Source organism: Fructilactobacillus sp. X3R5C2 (genome assembly GCF_059901175.1).
This window is the reverse complement of the sequence record NZ_JBWXVC010000004.1, coordinates 163,547-187,496: the sequence shown is the minus strand read 5'-3', so window position 1 is coordinate 187,496 and position 23,950 is coordinate 163,547. Positions and strand designations below refer to the sequence as shown.

The following is a 23,950-nucleotide window of genomic DNA, read 5'->3' as shown; positions in this document are numbered from 1 at the left end:
ACGACGTTACCACAAACTGGTCAAAGTTCTGATAGCTTCTTAAGCCTGATCGGAACCATGCTTCTGTCACTTCTCAGTTTCTTTGGCTTAGAGAAATGGTTTAAAGACCGAAAAGAAACCAAGTAAGTTTGTGATTTAAAGATTAAGCGAGATTAATAAGTTTAAAGGCTAACATCCATTTTGGGTGTTAGCCTTTTTATAAATTCATACTTTCAAGGACTCATACCGATATTTAATCTGTGTGAGTCTTTTTTTCTTACCGGAAATGTGTTTGGTATTAAACCATTTACCATATTTCTGAAATGTTTGCTTTAATGTTAAAAGAATATTTAGTCATAATAAAAAGCTCCAAATCAGTTAGTTTTTACCTAACCATTTTGGAGCCTATTAATGTCTAAAAATTACAGAGCACTTCATAAATTAATAAAATGTTTTTTAATGACAAATTATTAGTCAACGTTTTCACGTCGAACCACACAGGTACCTTCAGGAACTTCGAAATCTTTTTGAATCAAAGTTAATTTTCCGGTATCGGCGTCTCGTGAGTAAAGAGTAGCATTGTCACTGTTTTGGTTAGCAACGATAAACATTGATTCATCGGCACTAAAGTTAAAGTCGCGAGGGAATTCACCTTCACTTGAAATCAATTGAATTCGTTTTAAATCACCATTTGGTTTAATCTTAAAGACCGCAATTGAATCGTTACCACGGTTTGAGACATAGACAAAGCGGTTGTCCTTTGAAACTTTGATTCCAGCAGCACCGTTGTGACTTTCCCAATCGTCAGGAATGGTTGAAACAATTTGTTGAATCGTGAATAATCCAGCCTCTTCGTTGTAGTCAATCACAGCAACTTTACTGCTTAGTTCACCAACAAGGTAACCCTTGCCAGTTCCTGGAACAAAAGTAATGTTTCGTGGTCCAAAGCCAGGGTGAGCGTTGACTTCGCTGACTAAGTTTAATTTACCTTGATCAGAAACATCATAGAGGTAGACGCGGTCAAGACCAAGGTCACACACTACCAGTCGATTATCAGGAGTTAGATTGGCATAATGAGGGTGTGGTCCGTCGGCCTGCTCAGGAAGTGGCCCAGGAATTCCATTATCTTGGGCACGATCGGTAAGCTTTAAAGTGCCATCTTCTTGGATTTTGTAAACGCTGGCGTGTCCCATGTGGTAGTTGGCGGTAAAGACAAATTGGCGTCTTTCGTCAATGGAAACAAAGGCGGCTGAAGTACCTTTTTCGATGCATTCCTGCATTTCTTTAGCTGGGATGGTTTTACCATCGAAAGTTGCTACTCCACCACGGAGTTCTGGTTCGTCCATATTACGATCAACGGCGTAGATCTTGTGGGCTTTTGACTCGGCAAGATATGTAGGACTCCCAATCTCGGCTACTAATTGAGTATTTTGTAATCTTTTTTTGTCGGTATCTAACTCGATTTGGTAGATCCCCTGGCTAGCATTAATGGTGTAAGTTCCAATTAAATATTTTTCAATCATGATCTCAATTCCCTCCTAATATATACAGTTTCATTTTGCCACAAAAGTGATCCTTTTGCAGTCGAAATGTATTTTTATTTATTCAAGTTTCAAATTTTATGGATGGCAAAAGTAGTAATCGTGACGGAAATGAAATTAGTTTAGTAAATCCTATTGACGTGTCACGTGAGCGGTGTAAACTATTGGAAATTTCACCTATCAATTACTCGTGAAATTATCAACAGGCTTGGAGGGATGAAAATGGGAAGCAAGGCAAAATTTGTTAACTCACCAAACGAACTTTTTGCTGGTTCGTTTGGCATCGAGATCGAGGAGGAACGGGTTGATCTGAATCGTGACAGTCTCTCTCGCTACGCTCACAGACGTAAACTAGGTGATCGACGAGGGAAAACCCACTTTCAGACTGACTTTGCCGAGTGTATGGAAGAATTGGTTACGGATAAACACACGACCACCAAAGGAGTGCTCCTACAAATGCGATCACTTCAGTCTATTCTTCATGGAACACTAGAACCAAGTGAGATTATTTGGCCGATGTCGATGCCACCCAAACTTGATGAAGATGATGTTAATTTTGTAAGAAAGACGTTTAAGCGTTTTTGGATGGATGATTATCGCAAATGGCTCGTGAGACGCTACGGAATTTTTCGTCAAATCATGTGTGGCATTCATTTTAACTATTCACCCAGTGCTCAAATTATTGAGATTTTTCAACGAAATTATTCTATTGATAGTCAGAAAGGGGCACAGTCAGAGCTGTTGTTTCAAATTGCTCAACAATTGGTAGGATATCGTTGGCTTTTAACGTACCTTTTTGGGGCCAGCCCGCTATCAGAAAATCCAGAAGATCACTTATTCGGTGCTGAAAAAAAGATTGTCCCAGTCCGTTCTTTACGTTCCAGTCAATACGGATACGAAAACTTGGATAATATCCATGTTTCTTACGCTAGTTTGAGTCAATACGTAAACAATTTGCAGCATGAGGTTAATTCCCACAAATTATTTTCCGAGAGCGAGTTTTATGGTCCGGTGCGTTTAAAGGCTAAAGATGGGATTAATTCTGTTAAGGAAGAGGGATTCGACTATCTTGAACTTCGGACCCTTGATCTTGATCCATTTGACTTTTTAGAAATTAATTTAAAAACTTTAAATTTCATCCATCTTATAATAGTTGACGGGATCGTTAATCCTCAGAAATGGACTGACGAAAGTTTAAATGAAGCAAAAGATCAAAATAATCGGGTCGCTTTACAACATCCAACTGCTCCGTTACCACCATCTTTACAGAGTAAGACTTATCGGGTCTTGGATCAGCTTGATGAATTAATTGAACATGCTCCTAATGATTTAAAACCAGAGCTAGTTCAAGCTAATGAGGCCGCTAGAAATAAGGTTGATAATCCAAACTTGACACCATCCGCAAAACTAATGAAATATGCTGAGAATCGCTCATTAATGAATTTTGGAATTCAGCGCGGTGGGCAACTAAAAAAAGAGTATGAAAATCAGAGCCTTGAGGATGCTTTTCCTGGGGTTCAACCAGATACAGTTAATCAATACATTGAGAAACAAAAGGGAGTTTAATGAGTATTCGTTAACTCTCTTTTTTGAATCATCCCGAGACTATATAAATGACACACCCGGTATGTTATACTTATAAGAGTTTGGAGGTATCAAAATGGCAGATAACGAACAATTTGTGATTATCACGGGCATGAGTGGAGCAGGTAAGACACTGGCCATGCAAACATGTGAAGATTTAGGATACTTTTGCGTTGATAATATCCCACCTTCTTTAATTCCGAAGTTCATGGAATTGGTTCACACTTCTAGTGAAATTAAGAAGGTTGCTTTAGTAATTGATTTAAGGGCTCCAGCCTCATACCACGAAATTGTTGATACCTTGGTTAATATGTCTAACGACAAAGACACTGAGGATCAGGTGATTTTTCTCGATGCCTCTGACGAAAAATTAGTGTCTCGATATAAAGAAAGCCGGAGAACCCATCCCTTAGCACGAAAAGGGCGGGTAGTTGATGGAATTGAAAAAGAACGAAAATTAATGAAAAGGGTCAAAGACTCTGCTGATCTTGTTATTAATACAAGTGATTTGACCCCACAGGAATTACGTGAGGAAATCATTCATAAGTTTAAGCTCTCTCATTCAGAGCCATTTCACGTTGAATTAATGTCATTTGGATTTAAATATGGGCTTCCAATCGATGCTGACATTATTTTGGATGTGCGTTTTTTAAAGAATCCATTTTATGTGGTTAAGTTAAGAAGTAAGACTGGAAAAGATCAAGATGTTTATGACTACGTTATGAACCAAGATGAAGCTAATGAATTTTATGAAAAAGTCTTTGACCTCGTTAAATTTACGTTACCTAAATTTAAAAAAGAAGGAAAATCGACTGTCACCATGGCAATCGGTTGTACTGGCGGTCAACATCGTTCGGTTGCAATGGTTGAACGATTGGCTAAGGATATCAAGGATCAACTTGGATATCCAGTTAATGTCACTCACAGGGACATTAACCGTCACAAAGGGGTTAAATAAATGATTGATAAAGTAGGTAAAAGAATCGGACGTCCTAAAATGGTTGTAATTGGGGGAGGAACCGGTTTACCTGTAATTTTAAAAAGTTTAAAAAAGCGTGATGTTGATATTACCGCTGTTGTCACGGTGGCTGATGATGGGGGGTCATCAGGGATCCTTAGAAACTACATTAATGTTTTGCCACCGGGAGATATTCGCAATGTTATAGTGGCACTTTCGACGTTGCCTCAGATTGATTTGGATATCTTTCAGTATCGCTTTGAATCTTCCGACAAGTTTCTTGCTGGGCATGCCATTGGCAATTTAGTAATTGCGGCGCTTTCTGAAATGAGCGGCGGCTTTTTTGATGCCATCCAAAAATTGACCGACATTATGAAGGTCGATGGGCATGTGTATCCGGTGTGTGATGAAAGTCTAGAACTACACGCTGAGTTTTCCGACGGGACGACCATGTCTGGAGAATCTGAAATTACCAATTCTGACAAAATGATTAAAAAAGTGTGGGTTGAATCTACTGATGGCAATAAGAAGCCAGAGGCAGTTCCAAGTGTGATCAATGCGATCATGAACGCTGACCAAATTGTTTTGGGACCGGGAAGCTTGTTTACCAGTATCTTACCCAACCTGATGGTTGATAATGTTGGCAAAGCGGTTACTGAGACCGATGCGGAAGTTGTTTATATTTGTAATATCATGACTCAGAAGGGTGAAACCGATAATTTCACTGACGCTGATCATGTCCAGGTTTTAAATCGTCATTTGAAAACTAATTTTATCGATACCGTTTTGGTTAACAATAAAAAAGTCCCAGCAAGTTATATTGATCATCAACGCTGGGGTGATGAAGCTCAACCAGTGAAATCTGATTTTAAGGGTTTAAAGAAACAAGGTTGTCGGGTAATCTCTTCTGATTTTCTTGAATTAAGAGACCACGGAGCTTTTCATAATGGATTACTAGTGTCCGATGAACTGATTCGTTTATTAGGACAACCTAAAATTCGCCATTAGGGGATGATTAGATGTCATATGCTAGTGACGTCAAAAAAGAATTAACTAACCTAGAAGTCCATCGAGCTAACGCAAAAGCAGAACTGATGGCATTGATTCGAATGAATGGAACACTTAAAATATCCGAAAAACACCTGGTGTTAGATGTTCAGTCCGAAAATCCAGCAATTGCTAGACGACTGTATCAACTTTTACTTCAGTTTTATCACGTTGAAGGAGAAGTTCTGGTTCGAAAAAAGATGAAACTAAAAAAGAACAATCTATACGTGGTGCGTTTGAATCATCATGTAAGAGCAATCTTGGATGATTTGGGCATTTTGGATGGAAACAAGATTATTGAACGGGTGCCATTAGAGTTACTTAAAGATGATGGGCAGGTTCGTTCTTACTTACGTGGTGCATTCCTAGCGGGGGGATCCGTTAATAATCCAGAAACATCTCGGTATCACCTTGAAATTTATTCAACGTATGAGAATCATAACGAAATGATTGCGGAGATGATGAATCGTTATCATTTGGGCGCTAAAACTACCACGAGACGAAGCGGGTGTATTGCGTACCTGAAAGAAGCTGAAAAGATTGCGGATTTTCTGCAACTAATTGGGGCTACTAATTCTATGTTAAAATTCGAGGACATTCGAATTGTTAGAGACATGCGGAATTCCGTTAACCGACTTGTAAACTGTGAAAATGCCAATATGAACAAGGTAGCCAATGCATCAACTAGGCAAATTGAAAACATTCAGTTTATAAAAGAAACCGTGGGGCTTAAAAAGTTGCCACCAAAGCTTCGAGACGTTGCCGAGGTTCGCATGAAGCATCAAGAAGTGAGTTTAAAGGAGTTAGGTGATTTGGTTCCAGGAGGACCGATTTCTAAGTCCGGCGTGAATCATCGGTTACGCAAGATTAATGAGTTTGCAACTCAATTACGTTCCGATAATGCCTAATGAAACGAACAAAAAAGCAGCAATTAGAATTATTCTAATTGCTGCTTTTGTTATAAACAGAAACTAATTATTTTTTGTCAGAACTGTTTTTCATGATACCATCAATCAAACCGTAATCGACTGCTTCGTCAGCGGTAAGATAATTGTCTCGTTCAGTATCACGGTTAACTCTTTCAAGGGGTTGACCGGAATTTTCGGCAAGTAATTCATTAATCATCTTACGAGCACGCAAAATTTCTTTTGCGGCGATTTCAATTTCAGTTTGTTGACCTTGAGCACCACCAGATGGTTGGTGAATCATGATTTGAGCATGTGGCAATGCAAAGCGCTTTCCTTTGGCACCAGATGAAGCCAAGACACTGGCCATTGATGCTGCCATCCCCATTACGATGGTTTGAACATCGGCGTGGATGAAGTTCATCGTATCGTAGATTGCCATTCCAGAAGTGATAACACCACCTGGTGAGTTGATGTACAAGTAGATATCTTTGTCAGAGTCTTGAGCATCCAAGAACAATAGTTGAGCAATAATTGCGTTAGCCATATCATCCTGGATTTCACCGGATAACATAATGATTCGGTCTTTTAGAAGACGTGAGTAAATGTCATATGCACGTTCACCTTGTGGTGAGTTTTCGATGACAGTTGGAACTAAATTCATATCCATACTCCTCCTTTGATAATTTCAAATTATATCAAGTTATAAAAGTCATTCTACATTAAAGGTCAACAAAGGTCAAAAACTTTGCTTGATGATAATTATGCGATTGATTCACGTGAGTATTTGTGTAAATCAACTTCTTTATTGTAGTTCATCTTAGTGTCTTCTGGGAAGTAAACACCATACCAAAGAATGAAAGTGTAGATGGTAAAGATTTTTTGCATGCTGGATTTACCTTCCATGTGTTCTTTCAGGATGCGGTCTAATTCGTCCACATTAAAGAACTTTTGGGCAATATCGGAATGAAATGCTGTTTTGATTTTATCATGGTATTTGGGTTCTTTGATCCATTGTGCGATTGGGGATGGGAAACCTAGTTTTTCTTTGTCGGCAACAACCTTTGGTACTTGCGAGGAAGCCGCTTTTCGAAAGGCCACTTTAGTGATTGGATTGCCGTCTTTATCAAATGAAATTCGGGTCTTAGTTGGCATCGTTTTGGCGAATTCTGCTACGTCTTTGTCAACTAGTGGAGTTCGAACTTCAAGACTGTTAGCCATGCTCATCCGGTCAGCCTTTTGCAGGATATCGAAAGGTAACCAGGTGTTAATGTCAAAGTACTGTTCCTGCGTTACTTCGTCCTTACCAGCCACTTCATCAAAAATGTGTTTGGTGTATTGACCAGTATCAAAGTTAAGTGATTTATCTTTTAAGACGCGCTCACGATCGTGTTCGTCAAACACGTAGTTAACCCGATAGTATCGTTCATACAACGGTTGTGCACCACGGATTAAGAAACGACGACCGTGAAAACGTGGGAGTGATGAGGCAATTTTACCGAGAGCGGTTCTAACAAACTTTGGTACCATCTTTTGGTACTTCTCAAAGGTGAAAGCTTCAAGGTACGTATTGTATCCGCCAAAAAATTCATCAGCACCTTCACCTGATAATGAAACAATTAGGTCTTTTCTAGCACTATGTGACAGGTAGTAAAGTTGTGGAGCAGAAGGATTAGACAGTGGTTCGTCCATGTAGTACATCATAGTAGGAAGGAAATCGAAGTAGTCCTCACCATCAATTGTGGTGGCCGTGTTCTTTTGTCCAATTTCTTTTGCAAACTTAGTTGACCATTTTAATTCACTGTACTTAGAACCGTTAAACCCAAGTGAAAATGATTGCATGGGTTTAATCTTAGCGGCTTCATTTAGCACATAGCTGGAATCGACACCACTTGATAGAAAACTACCCAAAGGAACGTCAGACGCCATGTGTGCCTTAACACTGTCATCAACTAATCCTTCGATCTTTTTAGCGTCCCCATCAATGGTTTGCGAATTATCAATGTGACCGTAGTTGTACTTGTAGTATGTGTCAGTGGTAGTTTTACCATCTTTATAGATGAAATACTGTCCTGGCATCACCTTATAAACGTTTTTAAACATTGTTTCTGATGATGGGATGAATTCGAAACTTAAGTGAACTGGTAATAATTTGGTATTCAGTTCTTTTTTAAAATTAGGGTTTGCCAAAAAGGCTTTGATTTCGGATCCCCACATGAAGTTTGTTCCATCATCATAGTAATAGAGTGGTTTGATACCAAAGTGGTCTCGAGCTCCGAAGACTTGGTGTTTCTTTGAATCGTAGATTGTAAATGCAAACATTCCGCGAAGCTTTGAAAGTAATTTTTTCGGACCCCATGCTTCGTATCCGCGAATTAAAACTTCTGAATCACAGTCAGTATCAAATTTTTGACCTACTGCAATTAATTCTTTTTGTAAATCTTTATAATTATAAATCTCACCATTAAAGGTTAAAACGTCGGTATCATTATCACCAAACATTGGTTGATGACCATTGGCTAAGTCAATGATTGATAAACGACGAAAACCCATTGAGATTTCATCATTTTGGAAGAAACCATCATCATCTGGTCCACGGTGTTTAATTCTTTTAGCCATGCTTTTGATAGTATCCTTCGGGATATTATTTTGGTTAATATAACCAGTAAATCCACACATAGTATCCTCTCCTTTTCAATTGCTTATTAAATTGATTATTTCTGCTAACCAAACTCCATTAACTATCTTAAGTTGTTCGCACACAAAAGGCTAGCTATGTATGGCTAGTCTCAATAAAATATTAATAAATTTGTCTATTTAACGGTTACATTATGGGTTACATTGCTTACGGAACAGCCCTTGTTAGCCGGAACTGTCTAATTAATTTTTAGACGAACGCTTAACCGTCATCCGCTTTAACGGAAACAAGATTCCAAGAATCAAGCCAATACTTAATGTAAATGAAAACATAATTATACCAATAATGGTTCCGACTTTCATCATTAAATCATGACTAAGCATGGCATCAAGATTGATAACACAACCAATTATAAAGATTACTACCCATAATATCGGAGATAAAATCTCGACCTTTTTCATTAAAGGTTTGTCTTGTATAATGGTTTTCCAGTTCTTCTCATAGAGAATAATGATGCACATGTCAATCACGAAGAGAGGGATTAACCAAAGGTCACGTAAATTAAAGGGCAAAATAAATAATATTATCCCAATTACGAGTAAGACCAGCTCAAAAAAGTAAGCATACTTTGAGATATAACCATACCGTTTTATACGGATCATCTTTTGTCTAAAACTTAATTTTGGTTTGTGGCTATTTTCAGGGTTGTTACCGGTCAGGTTACTGACTGGAACTTGATAAAGGGTAGCAAGGTTGCTTATCGCATTTTGATCAGGCTTACTTCTACCATTTTCCCACGCTGAAATGGTTTTTCTTGAAACGTTAATTTTATTGGCAACTTCTGCTTGAGTTAATTGATTTTGTTTTCGATACTTTTTAAGGTTTGCGTTTAATTTCATATATAAGTTCCTACAGTTCGACTTAACCTCTATTATAACAGTAATGGTCAATTGAAAGAAATTAAAAGCAGTGAGCGAGACTCTCTCACTGCTTTATGCGCATGGACGGAATCGAACCGTCATCTCAAGAACCGGAATCTTACGTGCTATCCATTACACTACACGCGCAACACAATATTAAATATAGTAGATTAGAGGAAAAAACTCAAGATAATAATGGTTTTTAATTACAAATGGGGTTTGTTTTTGCTATACTATTTCTGGTAATGAATTTCGAATTCATTGTCACAATTTTATCGCTTGTAGCTTGTCATTTGGTGTTTTTAATCACTGACATGATTTGGCAAAAGTGTTAAGATGTGAATGTATTAAAATTTGATTATTCCAAAAGGAGGAAGCATATTATGACTACAAAAATTGGTCTTAATGGTTTCGGAAGAATTGGTCGTCTAGCATTCAGACGTATCCTTGAATTGAATTCAAGTGATATCGAAGTTGTAGCAATTAATGATTTAACTACCCCTTCAATGTTAGCTTACCTACTAAAATATGACTCAGTTCATGGTCGCTTTGACGGTGACGTTTCAGCTACTGAAGATGCAATTATCGTTAATGGTATTCGTATCCCAGTTTATGCAGAACGTGACGCAAAGAACATTCCTTGGGTTAAAAATGATGGTGTTGACTTCGTACTTGAATGTACCGGTTTCTACACATCAAAAGAAAAAGCACAAGCTCACCTTGATGCTGGTGCAAAGCGTGTCTTGATTTCAGCACCTGCTGGTCAAATGACTACTGTTGTTCCTGGTGTTAACATGGATGATTTGACTTCAGAAGACAAGATCGTTTCTGCTGGTTCATGTACCACTAGTTGTTTAGCACCTATGGCTTACTGGTTGAACAAAGACTTTGGCGTTAAGTTAGGTACTATGACTACTGTCCATGCTTACACTGCTTCACAAGCACTTCAAGATGGTCCACGTAGCGCTAAGTTACAAAACAACCGTGCCGCAGCTATTAACACTGTACCTCACTCAAGTGGTGCTGCTAAAGCTATCGGTTTGGTTATTCCAGAACTTGATGGTGTCCTTAAAGGTCACGCACAACGTGTTGCCGTAGCTGATGGTTCATTAACTGAATTAGTAGCTGTCTTAGACAAGAACGTTACTGCTGAAGAAGTTAACGATGCTATGAAGAGTCATGCAAACGATGCCTTTGGTTACGCTGATGACTACATGGTTTCAACCGACGTTATCGATGACTCACACGGATCAGTATTTGATCCAGGTCAAACTGAAATCACCCAAAGTGGTGACACTCAATTAGTTAAAACTGTTGCTTGGTACGATAACGAATGGGGCTTCACTTGCAACATGGTTCGTACCTTGTTGAAATTTGCTACTCTATAATTTTAGATTGCAACTTTGAAAAGGCGGAGGAGGGAAATCTCTTCCGTCTTTTCCTTTATAAAATATAACTAACACTGGAGGCAATCACGATGGCAAAAGTAATCGTTGATGATTTAGATGTTCAAGGTAAAAAAGTTCTGATGCGTGTTGATTTTAACGTTCCAATTAAGGACGGTAAAATTGGTGATGACAACAGAATCGTTGCTGCTCTTCCAACAATCAAGTACGTAATTGATCATGGTGGTAAAGCAATCTTATTCTCTCATTTAGGCAGAATTAAAACAGAAGATGATAAACCTGGTTTATCACTTCGCCCAGTTGCAGAAAAATTAGCTGAATTGCTTGGCAAACCAGTTACATTTGTTCCTGTTACTGAAGGTCCACAGCTTGAAGAGGCAATTGACAACATGTCTGACGGCCAAGTCCTTTTGGTACAAAATACTCGTTATGAAGATGTTGTTAATGGTAAGAATGTTAAACGTGAATCTGGTAATGACCCTAAGTTAGGGGAATACTGGGCTTCACTTGGTGATGAATTCATTAATGATGCGTTTGGAACTGCTCATAGAGAACACGCTTCAAACGTTGGGATCGCTAAAGCAATGGAAAAAGCTGGTAAGCCAGTTGCTGCCGGATACTTGATGGAAAAAGAAATTAAGTTTTTAGGTAACGCTGTTGATAATCCAAAGCATCCATTTATAGCAATTCTTGGTGGTGCTAAAGTTTCCGACAAAATTGGTGTGATCGATCACTTGTTGGACAAGGCTGATAAGATTATTATCGGTGGTGGAATGACCTATACATTCTATGCCGCTAAGGGAATCCCAGTTGGTAATTCACTTGTTGAAAAAGATAAGATTGATGTTGCTAAAGATATCCTCAAAAAAGGTGGAGACAAGATCGTCTTACCTGTTGACTCAGTGGTAGCCGACAAGTTTTCAAATGATGCCAAGGCTGAAGTCGTTGATGGTGGAATTCCAGACGGCATGATGGGTCTTGACATTGGTCCTAAGAGTATTAAATTATTCGAAGACGTTTTAAAGGACGCCAAGACCGTTGTTTGGAACGGACCAATGGGTGTCTTTGAATTTCCTAAGTTTGCTAAGGGAACCTTGGCAATTGGTAAATTCTTGGGTACATTAACTGATGCTACTACCATCGTTGGTGGTGGAGATTCAACTGCTGCTGTTAAGGAATTGGGTGTAGCTGATAAGCTTACCCATATCTCAACTGGTGGGGGAGCTTCGCTTGAATATCTTGAAGGTAAGACTCTTCCAGGGATTGCATCAATTTCTGATAAAAAGTAATTTAAAAGTCACCGATTTAATCGGTGACTTTTTTGTTTGTATCAATTTTCTAGCTTATTGCTTCTCTTTCGGCTAAAATGTAGGTAAAGATGAATTATGAGAGGAGAAGTATCATGCGTATTCCCTTTATTGGTGGGAACTGGAAAATGAACTTGTCTTTAGATGAAGCAGTTCAATTTGTGATTGATATCAAAGATAAAATACCAGATCCTAAAAACGTTGAAACAGCTCTTGCAGCTTCACCGTTGTTTCTTGAATCAATGCTTAAAGCCAACGGATCGAGTCCATTGCACGTAACAGCTGAAAATTGCTTTTACAAAAATGAGGGTGCTTATACTGGGGAAGTTAGTCCTAAAGCTCTCAGTCAGATGGGAATCCCGTACGTGATCGTTGGTCATTCTGAAAGACGTCGTTACTTTAACGAGACTAATGACATCATTAATAAGAAGGTTCATGCGGTTTTAAATAACAATATGAAGCCGATATTATGTTGTGATGAAACGATGGGACGACTTGAGACTGGTGATCGAATCCACTGGGTAGTTAACCAGGTTACCGCTGGTTTAAAGGGTGTTTCCGAAAAAGACGCTTTAAAGGTCGTTATTGCCTATGAACCAAGTTGGGCAATCGGGACCGGTCATAGTGCTTCAACTACCGAAGCGGAAGAGGGATGTTACCTAATTAGACAAACTTTAGCTGACATTTACTCGGATGATATTGCTAACCAGATTCGAATCTTATATGGTGGAAGTGTGGACCCAAATAACATCATCTCGCTTATGAAACAAATTGATATTGACGGGATTTTAGCCGGTAAAAGTAGTCTTGAACCAAAGGAATTTTTGGAGCTTGCGAATTACCAAGATTTGCAAAATAATTAGTTATTATGATTGCAAGTTAAAGCCTAAACTAATAGAATTAAGTTGACCTTTAAATATAGGTAACAAATTCACTAAGGAGAGATAACATGTCAATTATTTCTGATATTTATGCTCGCGAAGTATTGGATTCACGTGGAAATCCAACTGTTGAAGCTGAAGTTTACACAGAAGACGGTGCAATGGGCCGTGGAATCGTCCCATCTGGTGCCTCAACTGGTGAACACGAAGCCGTAGAACTTCGTGACGGAGACAAAAATAGATATATGGGTAAGGGTGTTACTAAAGCTGTTAGCAACGTTAATAACATTATTGCCAAACAAATCGTTGGTTTCGATGTAACTGATCAATTAGGTATTGACCAAGCTATGATCAAACTTGATGGCACTCCAAATAAGGCTAAGTTAGGTGCTAACGCAATCTTAGCCGTTTCAATTGCTGCTGCTAGAGCTGCAGCTGACGAACTTGGCGTTCCATTATATAACTACTTAGGTGGTTTCGATGCACATGTTCTTCCAACTCCAATGATGAACGTTATCAATGGTGGTAAGCATGCTAACAACAAGGTTGATTTCCAAGAATTCATGATTATGCCAATTGGTGCAAAATCATTTAGAGAAGCTGTTCGAATGGGATCAGAAACATTCCATAACTTGAAAGCAATCTTAGCAGAACGTGGATACTCAACTGCTGTTGGTGATGAAGGTGGATTTGCACCTGATTTGAAGAATAACGAAGAGCCATTTGAAATCTTAGTTGAAGCAATCAAGCGTGCTGGATACAAGCCAGGTAAGGACATTTCAATTGCCTTTGACTGTGCCGCTTCAGAATTCTACAATGCCGACACTAAGAAGTACAACTTGGTTGGTGACGGTAAATCATACAATGCTGATGAATTCATCACTTTGCTTGACAGCATCGTTGAAAAATACCCAATCATTTCAATCGAAGACCCATTAGATGAAAACGAATGGGAAGATTGGCAAATGGCAACTAAGCGCTTAGGTAAGAAAGTTCAAATCGTTGGTGATGATTTGTTCGTTACTAACACTGAGTACCTATCAAAGGGTATTAAGATGAACGTTGCTAACTCAATCTTGATTAAGCTTAACCAAATCGGTACTTTAACTGAAACTGTTAATGCCGTTAATATGGCTAAGGAAGCTAGTTACACTGCAATTATTTCTCACCGTTCTGGTGAAACTGAAGATACCACTATTTCAGACTTAGTTGTTGCTTTAAACACTGGTCAAATCAAGACTGGTTCAATGAGTCGTGGTGAAAGAATTGCTAAGTACAATCAATTGATGAGAATTGAAGATCAATTAGGATCAGTTGCTGTGTACAAGGGAATTAACTCATTCTACAACTTGAGTCCAGAAGCAAAAGAAGCAATCATCAAAAAATAATTGATTTAAAAACACCTTCGTTATGAAGGTGTTTTTTTTACATAAATTTCGTGAGTTCGTAAACCTTCCTCGTATTTAATCACAGAAAGAGGAGGAGAAACATGAATATTACAAAACAATTTTCATTATTTTTAGCATTAATTGCAATTACAGTTGGATTATCACTGAAGATTTTCACTCCAAATGTGAGGGCAAGCGAATACACCATTACTGCTCATAAACATTGGGTAAATAAGGACGGAGAAAAGGATTCATCGTATGCCTTTGACATTGCCAGAGTGAACGTCAAAAATCGAGCTGATATCAAGGCGCCACTAATTCCTGGGTTTCATTTAGATAAAAGTATTCCGCCAATCTATGTGGGAAGCGACGTGGTCGTTTTTAACTACAACAAAGACGAAGATTTGCCGATTCCGTCACCTCACATTCCGATTAAACCAATTCCAAGTAACGATCATCCAGATACTGGTGGAACAGTTCCATCCAATGATCATAAGCACGATCGTCCAGTTGAACCGGCTGATAATCGTAAACCAATCGTACCAGCTGAACCGACCAAAAAAACCGCTCATTCTCAAGATCTGCCAGATAAACAACCTCATGAATCAGGTAGAATCGCCCCAGATAAAAAGATAGCTGGGAATCACAGTGAGCCAATGGCAAAACGTATCAGTCAGAGTAGTAAGAAGCAGAAAGATCAGCATGAACCCACGAAGAAGGTACTTGAAAATGGGATGAATCCAGTGTTGTTACGTGGTAAAAAAAGATCTGGGCGTCGTCCTGTTCAAATGCCAAATGAAAACGGAATTAGCAAGTATAATCGACGTAATTTCACTCATCACGCTCCGTACCTAGATGCGAACCACGATCCAATGGCAACGGTTCACGTGAGAAGAAGTAAACATGGGGTAAGCAGTGCTCGTGCGAATCGCCAACATGCTAAAAGGTTACCTCAAACCGGGGAACGCAACAGCAAACTTCTTTCACTAATTGGAATGGTAATTTTGCTATTCAGTTCGATTTTGTTTATTAGAACCAATCGAACTGAGAAATAATGATGGACTGGAAATAACTCCTAGTTTATGCTAAACTAATTAAAGTATTGATAAGCCTGTTTAGCTGATGGGTAGGAGGCATTTTTTTGAATAATCTTTTGATGATATTATTATGGATCGTTAGTATTCTCATTATTGGTGCAGTTTTAATGCAACCTTCTAAAAATAATGATGCAATGTCATCACTCTCTGGTGGTGCAAACGATTCTTCCTCTGAGTCCAAGCCGAGGGGCTTTGAGGCATTTATGCAAAAAGTGACTGTGGTACTAGGAATCTTTTTCTTTGGTATCGCATTAATTCTAATGTGGATTTCATCACATTAATAAAAAACCTCCTGTTAAACAGGGGGTTTTTGCATTTAAAGCGGATTACTAGCGTTTATTAAAGAATGAGATTTATAATTGACGTATAAGTCAATTGGATTGTAGAGGAAAATATATTGCAAGATAATAAATTAAAAAATGAAATTGAGCAGGAGTTACAATCACATCCTGATCAAAGTTATAGTGTCGAAAAATTAGCTGATGATTTGAATTATCATGGATCATCAGCTTTCAAATTAATCGTTTCAGAGCTCGCTTCACTGGAACGAGACCGTGCCGTTGTGGTTACTGAAAACGGTGATTTTAAGGTTAATCCCAGTGAGTTGAAGCTAGAGGGGATTTTCCACTCGAATCCAAAGGGATTTGGCTTTGTTAGATATGATGATGAATTACCTGATGCCTTTATCGCACCTGATGAAACGATGCATGCGATGAACCTGGATAAGGTTGAGATTCAGATTACTAAGCCCGGTGAAAAAGATTCTGATCGGGGACCACAAGCTAAAGTGGTTAGTATTTTAGAACACCATTACACTCATGTGGTTGGTGAATTTCGTAAGACTGATGATGATCATGGTTATCTTGGTCAGGTTGTTTTAAAAGACAAAAAATTAGCAGGATTCAAGTTCTACGTGGTAGATGCTGGTCTTCATCCTACTCCAGGAGAAGTGGTTACTGCTGATATTACGGAATATCCAAGTAACGAGCATCCAGATTACATGGTTGGAATTGTGAAACAAGTAATTGGAAGTGTTGATGACCCTGGAATTGATATTTTACAGGTTGTCTATGCTCATGATGTTCCTTCCCAATTTCCAGAAGATGTTCTAGAAGAAGCAGATGCTATTCCGGACCATGTTTTGCCTGAGGAAACCAAAGGACGAGAAGATATTACCGATCAGACGTTAGTTACCATTGATGGAGAATCATCCAAAGATTTGGATGATGCCGTCACGGCATGGAAGTTACCAAATGGCAATTATCATTTAGGGGTCCACATCGCTGACGTTAGTCACTACGTTAAACAAGGAACACTACTTGATCGTGAGGCGTATAAACGTGGAACCTCAGTTTATTTAACCGACCGAGTTATTCCAATGCTGCCTCGCCGTCTATCAAACGGGATTTGTTCGTTAAACGAGGGACAATTACGGTTATGTTTAAGCTGTGATATGGAAATTAATCCCCAAGGGAAAGTTGTCAAAAAGCGGATTCATCCGAGTGTTATGAAGTCGAAAGCTCGAATGACATATACAGCTGTCAATAATATTCTTGAATCACATGATAAGAAAACGAGAGAAGAATATCATGATTTAGTACCAATGTTTGAAACCATGGCTGAGTTACACCGAATTTTATATAAGCAAAGAAAACGTCGTGGGGCGATCGACTTTGATGATGATGAAGCAGAAATCATCATGAACAAAGAAGGTAAACCCGTTGATATTAAACTTAGAACGAGAGGTTTAGCCGAACGAATGATTGAATCATTCATGTTGGCTGCAAACGAAACTGTTGCTGAAACTTACTATCGACTTAAAGTTCCGTTCATTTATCGTGTCCATGAGACGCCAGATCCAACGCGAGTTAAGGACTTCTTTGAATTCCTAACTGCCTTTGGAATTGAAGTAAAAGCTGACCCCGATCATTTAACTCCCAAGACTTTACAGAACATTTTAAGTAAAGTACACGGACTTCCTGAAGAAACAATGGTATCAGTAATGATGCTTAGAAGTTTACAACAGGCCAAATATAGTGATAAGTGTGTGGGACACTTTGGATTAGGTGCCAAATACTACACCCATTTCACTTCACCAATTCGACGTTATCCTGATTTGTTTGTCCATCGTTTAGTTCATTATTATGAAGATAATGGGATTAATGATGTTACCAAGCAAACCTATGCTGACCAGGTTGGAGAAGTTGCGGTTCACTGTTCAGAAACTGAGCGTCGCGGTGTTGACACCGAAAGAGACGTTGATTCGATGATGAAGGCTGAGTACATGACTCAACATATTGGTGAGGAATACGATGCAGTTGTATCTTCAGTGATGAAGTTCGGAATGTTCGTTGAACTTCCAAACACCGTTGAAGGTCTTATTCATATCAGCAAGATGAATGATGATTACTATGAGTACGTTGAAAAGTACTTGGCGCTTGTTGGTAGAAATACCAGAAGAACTTATAAGATTGGACAAACGTTACGGGTTAAATGTGTTGCGGCCGACGTTGATCAGATGACCGTTGACTTTGAGATCGTTAAACCAGAAGATGCTCCATTGAGTGAACTTCTCCCAAAACAGGAACATAAAAATGATAAGCACCATCACAGTGGCAAACATTCTGATGGGAAAAATCGTCGTCAGAGTTATAAGAATCAAGATCGTAGAAAGAACGGTAAAAAAGGTCATTCGTTTAAAATCAGAACCAAACCATCTAATAGTCGCAAAAAATAGGGGATGGGAACATGGCTAGAAAAAAGCATCAACCAACTGAAAAGAACGTAATGGCAACTAACCGAAAGGCCCGACATGATTACTTTATTTCTGATACTTATGAAGCTGGCATCTCACTAACGGGAACTGAGATTAAATCAGTTAGAGAACGCCGTATGAATCTAAAGGACGGATTCGTGCAGGTGAGAAACGGACAAGCTTATTTGATGAATGTCCACATCAGTGAGTATGCGCAAGGAAACCAGTTTAATCATGATCCATTGCGTAATCGAAAGTTGTTGTTGCATAAAAAAGAGATCAAAAAACTTGGTGAAGCGACTTTGACTAAGGGAATTACCATTGTTCCCTTAAAAGTTTATTTAAAACATGGCTACGCTAAGGTGCTGATTGGGGTTGCTAAAGGGAAGCGTGAATATGATAAACGTGAAACCATAAAGCAACGTGATACTCAACGGCAAATTGATCGCGTTATGAAACATTATTAATTAAAAGAGAGTGCTATTGCACTCTCTTTTTGCTTGCCTAAAAATTCACATTTTATGGTAGAATAAATTGGAGGTGTTAATAGTGAAACCGTTTATTCATAACGACTGGTGGCCAATTTTGGAACCAGAATTTGAGAAACCATATTATCAAAAGTTAAGGCGTTTTTTGGTTGAAGAGTATAATAACAAGACGATTTATCCAGAAATGCACCATATTTTTCAGGCATTTGAGTGGACTCCCTTTAGTAAGGTGAAAGTCGTTATTCTGGGACAAGATCCATATCATGGTCCTAATCAAGCCAATGGTCTTAGCTTTTCGGTAATGCCAGGCGTAGCTGTTCCACCATCTTTAAAGAATATTTATAAGGAATTACAAAGTGATTTGGGCATTAAACCAGTTAATCACGGTTATCTAAAAAGTTGGGCTGAACAAGGGGTATTGTTATTAAACTCCGTTTTGACCGTTCAAGATGGAGTGGCTTTTTCTCATCGTGGCAAAGGATGGGAAAGACTCACTGATTATGCTATTGAACAATTGTCAAAGCGTCCTGAACCGGTTGTCTTCATCCTATGGGGAAGGGCTGCTAGGGATAAGATCAAGTTGATTAATACTGACGCTAATATTGTGATTCAGTCGGCTCATCCAAGTCCCCTTTCTGCGAATCGAGGCTTTTTTGGCTCAAAACCGTTTTCAAAGACGAATGAAGCACTAAAAGCCATGGGTGAGACGCCGATTAACTGGAAATTACCAGAACACGTCACTGCCACTAATAAGGAGAGTTAATTATGGACCTTTTTGATAGTTTGAAAGCAAAGATTAACGATAAAAACATTAAGTTAGTATTCCCTGAAGGGGGAGATCCAAGAATTATTGAAGCAACTAGTCGGCTTAAAAAAGATAATTTGGTTGAACCAACGTTATTGGGTGATCCCCACAAAATCAAACAAGTTGCTAAAGAAAACGGAAATGATTTGGACGGAATTACCATCATTGATATCCAAAACGTTGATTCTGACACGTTCAACGAGATGGTTAGATCACTTGTTGCACGGCGTAATGGCAAAACGGATGAAAAAACAGCTCAGCAATGGTTGAAAGATCCGAATTATTTTGGCACGATGATGGTATACATGGGAATCGTTGACGGAATGGTGTCCGGTGCGGCTCACCCAACTGGTGATACGGTTCGTCCTGCACTTCAGATTATTAAAACTAAACCAGGTGTGAAGTTGATTAGTGGTGCTTTTGTCATGCAAAAGGGTGACACACGTTACTTGTTTGCAGATTGTGCCATTAACATTGAACTTGATGATCAACAACTTGGTGAAGTTGCCGTTGAAAGTGCACATACAGCCCGGTTGTTTGATATCGATCCCAAAGTTGCCTTACTTAGTTTTTCAACCAAGGGTTCAGCTAAGGGACCAGAAGTCGATAAAGTTCAAAGTGCAACCAAGATTGCCCAAAAGTTAGATCCAGATACTCCAATTGATGGGGAACTCCAATTTGATGCTGCGGTTGTTCCCGCGGTTGCAAAGAGTAAGGCACCTGGTTCAAACGTTGCTGGTCAGGCAACTGTTTTTGTCTTTCCAGAGCTTCAGTCAGGAAACATTGGTTACAAGATTGCCCAACGTTTAGGTGGATTTGAAGCCATTGGTCCAATTCTTCAGGGATTGAATCAACCAGTTTCTGATTTGTCGAGGGGATGCAATGCTGAAGATGTTTACAAGGTAGCCATTATCACGGCTACTCAAGCACTTTAATTTGAGGCGATTGAATTGATTAAATTTAAGGTTGATAGTCCCGATCAAACTGAAAAATTAGGCGAAGAACTCGCCCCGGATTTAAAAGCTGGAGACGTTATTTTACTCGATGGCGACCTTGGTGCGGGAAAGACTACCTTCACAAAAGGACTTGGGAAAGGTCTCGGAATTAAGCGAAACATCAAAAGTCCGACTTTTACCATTATTCGGGAATACAAAAATGGACGGTTGCCCCTTTATCACATGGACGTTTATCGTCTTGAAGAGGGAGGAGCCGGCGAATTAGGTCTGAATGAATATTTTAACGGTGATGGAGTCAGCGTCGTTGAATGGTCCAAATTTGCGGAGGACGAACTTCCCGACCAGTATTTGAGAATCAGATTTACTAGAAATGATGATCTGGGGGATAACGATCGGACAATTGAAATGACTGCTAAGGGACAGCATTTTGATTCGATTTTAAAGTCAGGAGACTTAGTGCTTGGCAAAGGATAATGAAGAAATTACGATTCGTGCTGCTAAATCGGACGATTCCGAAGCACTAATCGAGTTAATGAAACGATTAAGTCAAGAATCTAGTAACTTTACGACGGATGTTCAGATTGATCAATTGACCGCTGAAACCGAAGCAGATGCCATTGACGCGGTGAATGCCACTGGGACTAACATCATTTTAGTGGCAGTTGCTGGGACGAAATTAATTGGAGTCTTGAGTGTTAGTCAGGTTGACGAGACTGCCGGGGAACTTGGTGTCGCCGTTTTAGCTGATTATCAGGACATTGGACTTGGGACCAATCTGATTCGGGAAGCAATTTACTGGGTGGGCACTTTTAGTCACCTTAATGAATTGCGATTGACGGTCTTAAAGTCCAATTTAGGGGCGTTTCGATTGTACAAAAAATTAGGATTTATCACTAGTGAACATGACGATCATGTAATTGAAATGAAAATGAACGTAAAAAAAGACTGAGAAAAAATTCTCAGCCTTTTTATATTAACTTGACGAACGGTTTAACGGCGTTTTTACCAAACTGCTGGTATTCATAAATTAAGATGTTAGCACACGCTAAGCTGTCATCTAGCGCATTATGATGGTGTTTTAATTCGATCCCTAAGTTCTCGCTAACCGTGTTTAACTTATGGTTAACAAATCCAGGGTAAAACTTTTTGGAAGTCTTAACGGTATCAAGAGTCTGATAGTGTGGTTTTGATAAACCATACCTTTCCAGACTCTTTTTTAATACACTATTATCAAAATTATTGTTGTGGGCAATCACCAGCTTATTTCTATCAAAGAGGGGGCTAATTTGATCCCACACCTCTGGAAAGGTTGGTGAGTCAATTACATCTTTTTCATGAATACCATGAACATTGATATTGCGCCAGTTAAACTCACATTCGGGGTTAATTAATGAGTAAAACTCATCAACGACTTCGTTATTTCTTACTACCGTTAATGCGACCGAACAAGCGCTGGCCCGTTGGCCCGCAGCAGTTTCAAAGTCAATTGCCGCAAAATTCATTTAACAATTCTCCTCTAATCAATCTTAAGTCCATCAGTAATTAATTGGATCGGAGCATGATCTGAGCCGGTTACCTCACCAAGAATGTTTGACTCGGCAACGTCATCTTGAATTGAGTTAGAAACCAAGAAATAATCCATTCTCCAACCACGATTTTGGGCTCGCTCGTCGTAACGGTAACTCCACCAAGTATAGGCACCACTTTGGTAAGGGTGAAGTGCTCTAAAGGTATCTACAAATCCAGAAGCTAATAATCGACCAAAATCGTCACGTTCCTGTTGGGTGTATCCAGCCTTGTGGTGATCTTCTTCTGGGTCATCGATGTCAATTGGTTGATAAGCAACGCTCATATCGCCGCCAATCACGACCGGCTTTCTTTCAGCAAGTTTACTTACAAAGGTAATAAATTTTTGGTCCCAATCAAGACGGTAGTCGAGTCTTTGCAGCTCTTCGCCTGAATTGGGTACGTAGGTATTAATTAAATAAAAGTCAGGATATTCGAGTGTCAAACAACGGCCCTCGGTGTCAGTATCGCTTCCATCAACACCATAAAACACGTTATCAGCTTTATGCTTTGTGAAAGTAGTTACGCCTGAGTAGCCGGGGCGTTCCGCTGAGTCCCAGTATTGGTAATAGTCACCTGGTACTTCTAAAGCAATATCATTTTCGTGAACTCGAGTTTCTTGAACATTAAAAAAGTCAGCATCAGTTTCATTAAAAAATTCGTAAAAATTCTTTTTAACTGCTGAACGTAAACCATTTACGTTCCATGAGATAAAATTCATTGTATCCCCTCCTTTAATGCCAGTATAGCACGATCAGAAGTGTTTAAATAATGATAACGTGCTAGAATGTAATATGGATAATTAGAAAGGAAAATGACGAATGACTGAAGATTTAACAAAAAAATTCAAGGATATTAAAATTTTAAAAGATGAACCACTTTCCAAGTATTCTTGGACTAAAACTGGTGGGAAAGCTGATTTTCTTGCATTTCCTTCATCATTTAAAGAAACCGAAGAATTATTAAATTATACAAATGAAATTAAAATGCCGCTTACTGTGCTGGGAAATGCCAGTAATCTAATCGTACGAGATGGTGGAATTCGTGGGTTAACCATGATTTTGACCCAAATGAATAACATTAGAACTGAAGACCATCGGGTAATTGCCGAGGCTGGGGCTGCTTACATTGATGCAACTAAGGCTGCTCAAAAAGCCGGTTTGACTGGATTAGAATTTGCTGCTGGGATTCCTGGCAGTGTCGGTGGCGGAGTGTTTATGAATGCCGGTGCTTATGGGGGAGAGACCCAATATGCACTTGAATCAGCCACGGTTTTGACGCGTAAGGGTGAGATTATTGTTTTAAACAACGACCAGTTAGACTTTGGTTATCGTCATAGTAGTATTCAAGACTATAGGGACGTTGTTTTGGAAGCGACCTTTAAACTTGAACCCGGGAATAAACGTGAGATTCAAAACGAGATGGATCATTTGAACTACCTGAGAAGATCAAAGCAACCTTTAGAATGGCCTTCATGTGGGAGTGTTTTCAAGCGTCCTAAAGGATATTTTGCCGGAAAGCTGATCCACGATGCTGGACTACAGGGATATCGCTCTGGCGGAGCTGAAGTGTCCAAAAAACACGCCGGATTTATCATTAACGTTGGTGGTGCCACCGCTACTGATTATTTGAATGTGATTAAGCACGTTCAGGAAACTGTGTATAAAGATAATGGGGTTCACCTTGAGACTGAGGTTCGAATTATTGGTGAGCCAAAATAGGAGGAAAC

24 protein-coding genes and 1 tRNA gene are annotated in these 23,950 nt (G+C 39.2%); 18 read left to right on the top strand and 7 right to left on the bottom strand.

Features of this window, described 5'->3' with window-relative positions; all coding sequences use genetic code 11:
• A partial coding sequence (locus AC6UD4_RS05900) for an LPXTG cell wall anchor domain-containing protein (protein WP_500694418.1) occupies positions 1–126 on the top strand: 126 nt, incomplete at its 5' end.
• 323 nt (positions 127–449) lie between these two features.
• Here AC6UD4_RS05900 and AC6UD4_RS05895 read toward each other — a convergent pair.
• Positions 450–1,502, bottom strand: coding sequence for a lactonase family protein (locus AC6UD4_RS05895; RefSeq protein WP_500694287.1), 1,053 nt, complete (start codon positions 1,500–1,502; stop codon positions 450–452).
• Positions 1,503–1,742: 240 nt separating this feature from the next.
• Here AC6UD4_RS05895 and AC6UD4_RS05890 point away from each other — a divergent pair, with 240 nt between their 5' ends.
• From AC6UD4_RS05890 to whiA, 4 genes are all read left to right on the top strand, one after another.
• On the top strand, positions 1,743–3,086 hold the full coding sequence (locus tag AC6UD4_RS05890; RefSeq protein ID WP_500694288.1) for a glutamate--cysteine ligase: 1,344 nt from the start codon (positions 1,743–1,745) through the stop codon (positions 3,084–3,086).
• 94 nt (positions 3,087–3,180) lie between these two features.
• Positions 3,181–4,062, top strand: coding sequence for an RNase adapter RapZ (rapZ, locus tag AC6UD4_RS05885; RefSeq protein WP_500694289.1), 882 nt, complete (start codon positions 3,181–3,183; stop codon positions 4,060–4,062).
• The gene (mgfK, locus tag AC6UD4_RS05880) at positions 4,063–5,070 is read left to right on the top strand and encodes a gluconeogenesis morphogenetic factor MgfK (RefSeq protein ID WP_500694290.1); all 1,008 of its coding nucleotides are present in this window, start codon (positions 4,063–4,065) and stop codon (positions 5,068–5,070) included.
• A gap of 11 nt (positions 5,071–5,081) precedes the next feature.
• The gene (whiA, locus tag AC6UD4_RS05875; RefSeq protein ID WP_500694291.1) at positions 5,082–6,017 is read left to right on the top strand and encodes a DNA-binding protein WhiA; all 936 of its coding nucleotides are present in this window, start codon (positions 5,082–5,084) and stop codon (positions 6,015–6,017) included.
• 67 nt (positions 6,018–6,084) lie between these two features.
• Here the strand turns inward: whiA and clpP are convergent, their stop codons facing one another.
• From clpP to AC6UD4_RS05855, 4 genes are all read right to left on the bottom strand, one after another.
• A complete protein-coding gene (clpP, locus tag AC6UD4_RS05870) occupies positions 6,085–6,678 on the bottom strand; it encodes an ATP-dependent Clp endopeptidase proteolytic subunit ClpP (RefSeq protein ID WP_500694292.1) in 594 nt (197 codons plus the stop codon).
• Positions 6,679–6,776: 98 nt separating this feature from the next.
• The gene (gene asnB / locus AC6UD4_RS05865) at positions 6,777–8,693 is read right to left on the bottom strand and encodes an asparagine synthase (glutamine-hydrolyzing) (protein WP_500694293.1); all 1,917 of its coding nucleotides are present in this window, start codon (positions 8,691–8,693) and stop codon (positions 6,777–6,779) included.
• Positions 8,694–8,894: 201 nt separating this feature from the next.
• Positions 8,895–9,551, bottom strand: coding sequence for a helix-turn-helix domain-containing protein (locus tag AC6UD4_RS05860; protein WP_500694294.1), 657 nt, complete (start codon positions 9,549–9,551; stop codon positions 8,895–8,897).
• Between the two features lie 96 nt (positions 9,552–9,647).
• A tRNA-Arg gene (locus tag AC6UD4_RS05855) sits at positions 9,648–9,719 on the bottom strand.
• A gap of 236 nt (positions 9,720–9,955) precedes the next feature.
• Between AC6UD4_RS05855 and gap the strand changes: the two genes are divergently transcribed.
• The 12 genes from gap (at position 9,956) to AC6UD4_RS05795 (ending at position 21,604) form a co-directional block, all read left to right on the top strand.
• A complete protein-coding gene (gap, locus tag AC6UD4_RS05850) occupies positions 9,956–10,960 on the top strand; it encodes a type I glyceraldehyde-3-phosphate dehydrogenase (RefSeq protein WP_500694295.1) in 1,005 nt (334 codons plus the stop codon).
• A gap of 89 nt (positions 10,961–11,049) precedes the next feature.
• A complete protein-coding gene (locus tag AC6UD4_RS05845; protein WP_500694296.1) occupies positions 11,050–12,267 on the top strand; it encodes a phosphoglycerate kinase in 1,218 nt (405 codons plus the stop codon).
• A gap of 113 nt (positions 12,268–12,380) precedes the next feature.
• On the top strand, positions 12,381–13,148 hold the full coding sequence (gene tpiA, locus AC6UD4_RS05840) for a triose-phosphate isomerase (protein WP_500694419.1): 768 nt from the start codon (positions 12,381–12,383) through the stop codon (positions 13,146–13,148).
• Between the two features lie 86 nt (positions 13,149–13,234).
• On the top strand, positions 13,235–14,554 hold the full coding sequence (gene eno / locus AC6UD4_RS05835; protein WP_500694297.1) for a phosphopyruvate hydratase: 1,320 nt from the start codon (positions 13,235–13,237) through the stop codon (positions 14,552–14,554).
• 101 nt (positions 14,555–14,655) lie between these two features.
• On the top strand, positions 14,656–15,609 hold the full coding sequence (locus AC6UD4_RS05830; protein WP_500694298.1) for an LPXTG cell wall anchor domain-containing protein: 954 nt from the start codon (positions 14,656–14,658) through the stop codon (positions 15,607–15,609).
• 86 nt (positions 15,610–15,695) lie between these two features.
• On the top strand, positions 15,696–15,932 hold the full coding sequence (gene secG / locus AC6UD4_RS05825) for a preprotein translocase subunit SecG (RefSeq protein ID WP_500694299.1): 237 nt from the start codon (positions 15,696–15,698) through the stop codon (positions 15,930–15,932).
• 116 nt (positions 15,933–16,048) lie between these two features.
• On the top strand, positions 16,049–18,388 hold the full coding sequence (rnr, locus tag AC6UD4_RS05820; RefSeq protein WP_500694300.1) for a ribonuclease R: 2,340 nt from the start codon (positions 16,049–16,051) through the stop codon (positions 18,386–18,388).
• An 11-nt stretch (positions 18,389–18,399) separates the two neighbouring features.
• Positions 18,400–18,873 carry an SsrA-binding protein SmpB gene (gene smpB, locus AC6UD4_RS05815; protein ID WP_500694301.1) on the top strand — a complete coding sequence of 158 codons (474 nt, stop codon included), beginning with the start codon at positions 18,400–18,402 and terminating at the stop codon, positions 18,871–18,873.
• 82 nt (positions 18,874–18,955) lie between these two features.
• Complete coding sequence (locus tag AC6UD4_RS05810; protein WP_500694302.1) at positions 18,956–19,657, top strand: uracil-DNA glycosylase; 702 nt, start codon at positions 18,956–18,958, stop codon at positions 19,655–19,657.
• Positions 19,658–19,659: 2 nt separating this feature from the next.
• Positions 19,660–20,634 carry a phosphate acetyltransferase gene (gene pta / locus AC6UD4_RS05805; RefSeq protein WP_500694303.1) on the top strand — a complete coding sequence of 325 codons (975 nt, stop codon included), beginning with the start codon at positions 19,660–19,662 and terminating at the stop codon, positions 20,632–20,634.
• 15 nt (positions 20,635–20,649) lie between these two features.
• A complete protein-coding gene (gene tsaE / locus AC6UD4_RS05800) occupies positions 20,650–21,129 on the top strand; it encodes a tRNA (adenosine(37)-N6)-threonylcarbamoyltransferase complex ATPase subunit type 1 TsaE (RefSeq protein WP_500694304.1) in 480 nt (159 codons plus the stop codon).
• On the top strand, positions 21,116–21,604 hold the full coding sequence (locus tag AC6UD4_RS05795; RefSeq protein WP_500694305.1) for a GNAT family N-acetyltransferase: 489 nt from the start codon (positions 21,116–21,118) through the stop codon (positions 21,602–21,604). The genes tsaE and AC6UD4_RS05795 overlap by 14 nt, the downstream gene beginning before the upstream one ends.
• 19 nt (positions 21,605–21,623) lie before the next feature.
• Here the strand turns inward: AC6UD4_RS05795 and AC6UD4_RS05790 are convergent, their stop codons facing one another.
• A complete protein-coding gene (locus AC6UD4_RS05790) occupies positions 21,624–22,157 on the bottom strand; it encodes a 3'-5' exonuclease (protein ID WP_500694306.1) in 534 nt (177 codons plus the stop codon).
• A 14-nt stretch (positions 22,158–22,171) separates the two neighbouring features.
• Positions 22,172–22,942 (bottom strand): exodeoxyribonuclease III, encoded by a 771-nt coding sequence (locus AC6UD4_RS05785; RefSeq protein ID WP_500694307.1) that lies wholly within the window; start codon positions 22,940–22,942, stop codon positions 22,172–22,174.
• 100 nt (positions 22,943–23,042) lie between these two features.
• On the opposite strand from AC6UD4_RS05785, the gene murB reads away from it, so the two are divergent.
• Entirely contained in the window at positions 23,043–23,942 is a 900-nt protein-coding gene (gene murB / locus AC6UD4_RS05780) for a UDP-N-acetylmuramate dehydrogenase (RefSeq protein WP_500694308.1), read from the top strand.
• The last annotated feature ends 8 nt before the right edge of the window (positions 23,943–23,950 follow it).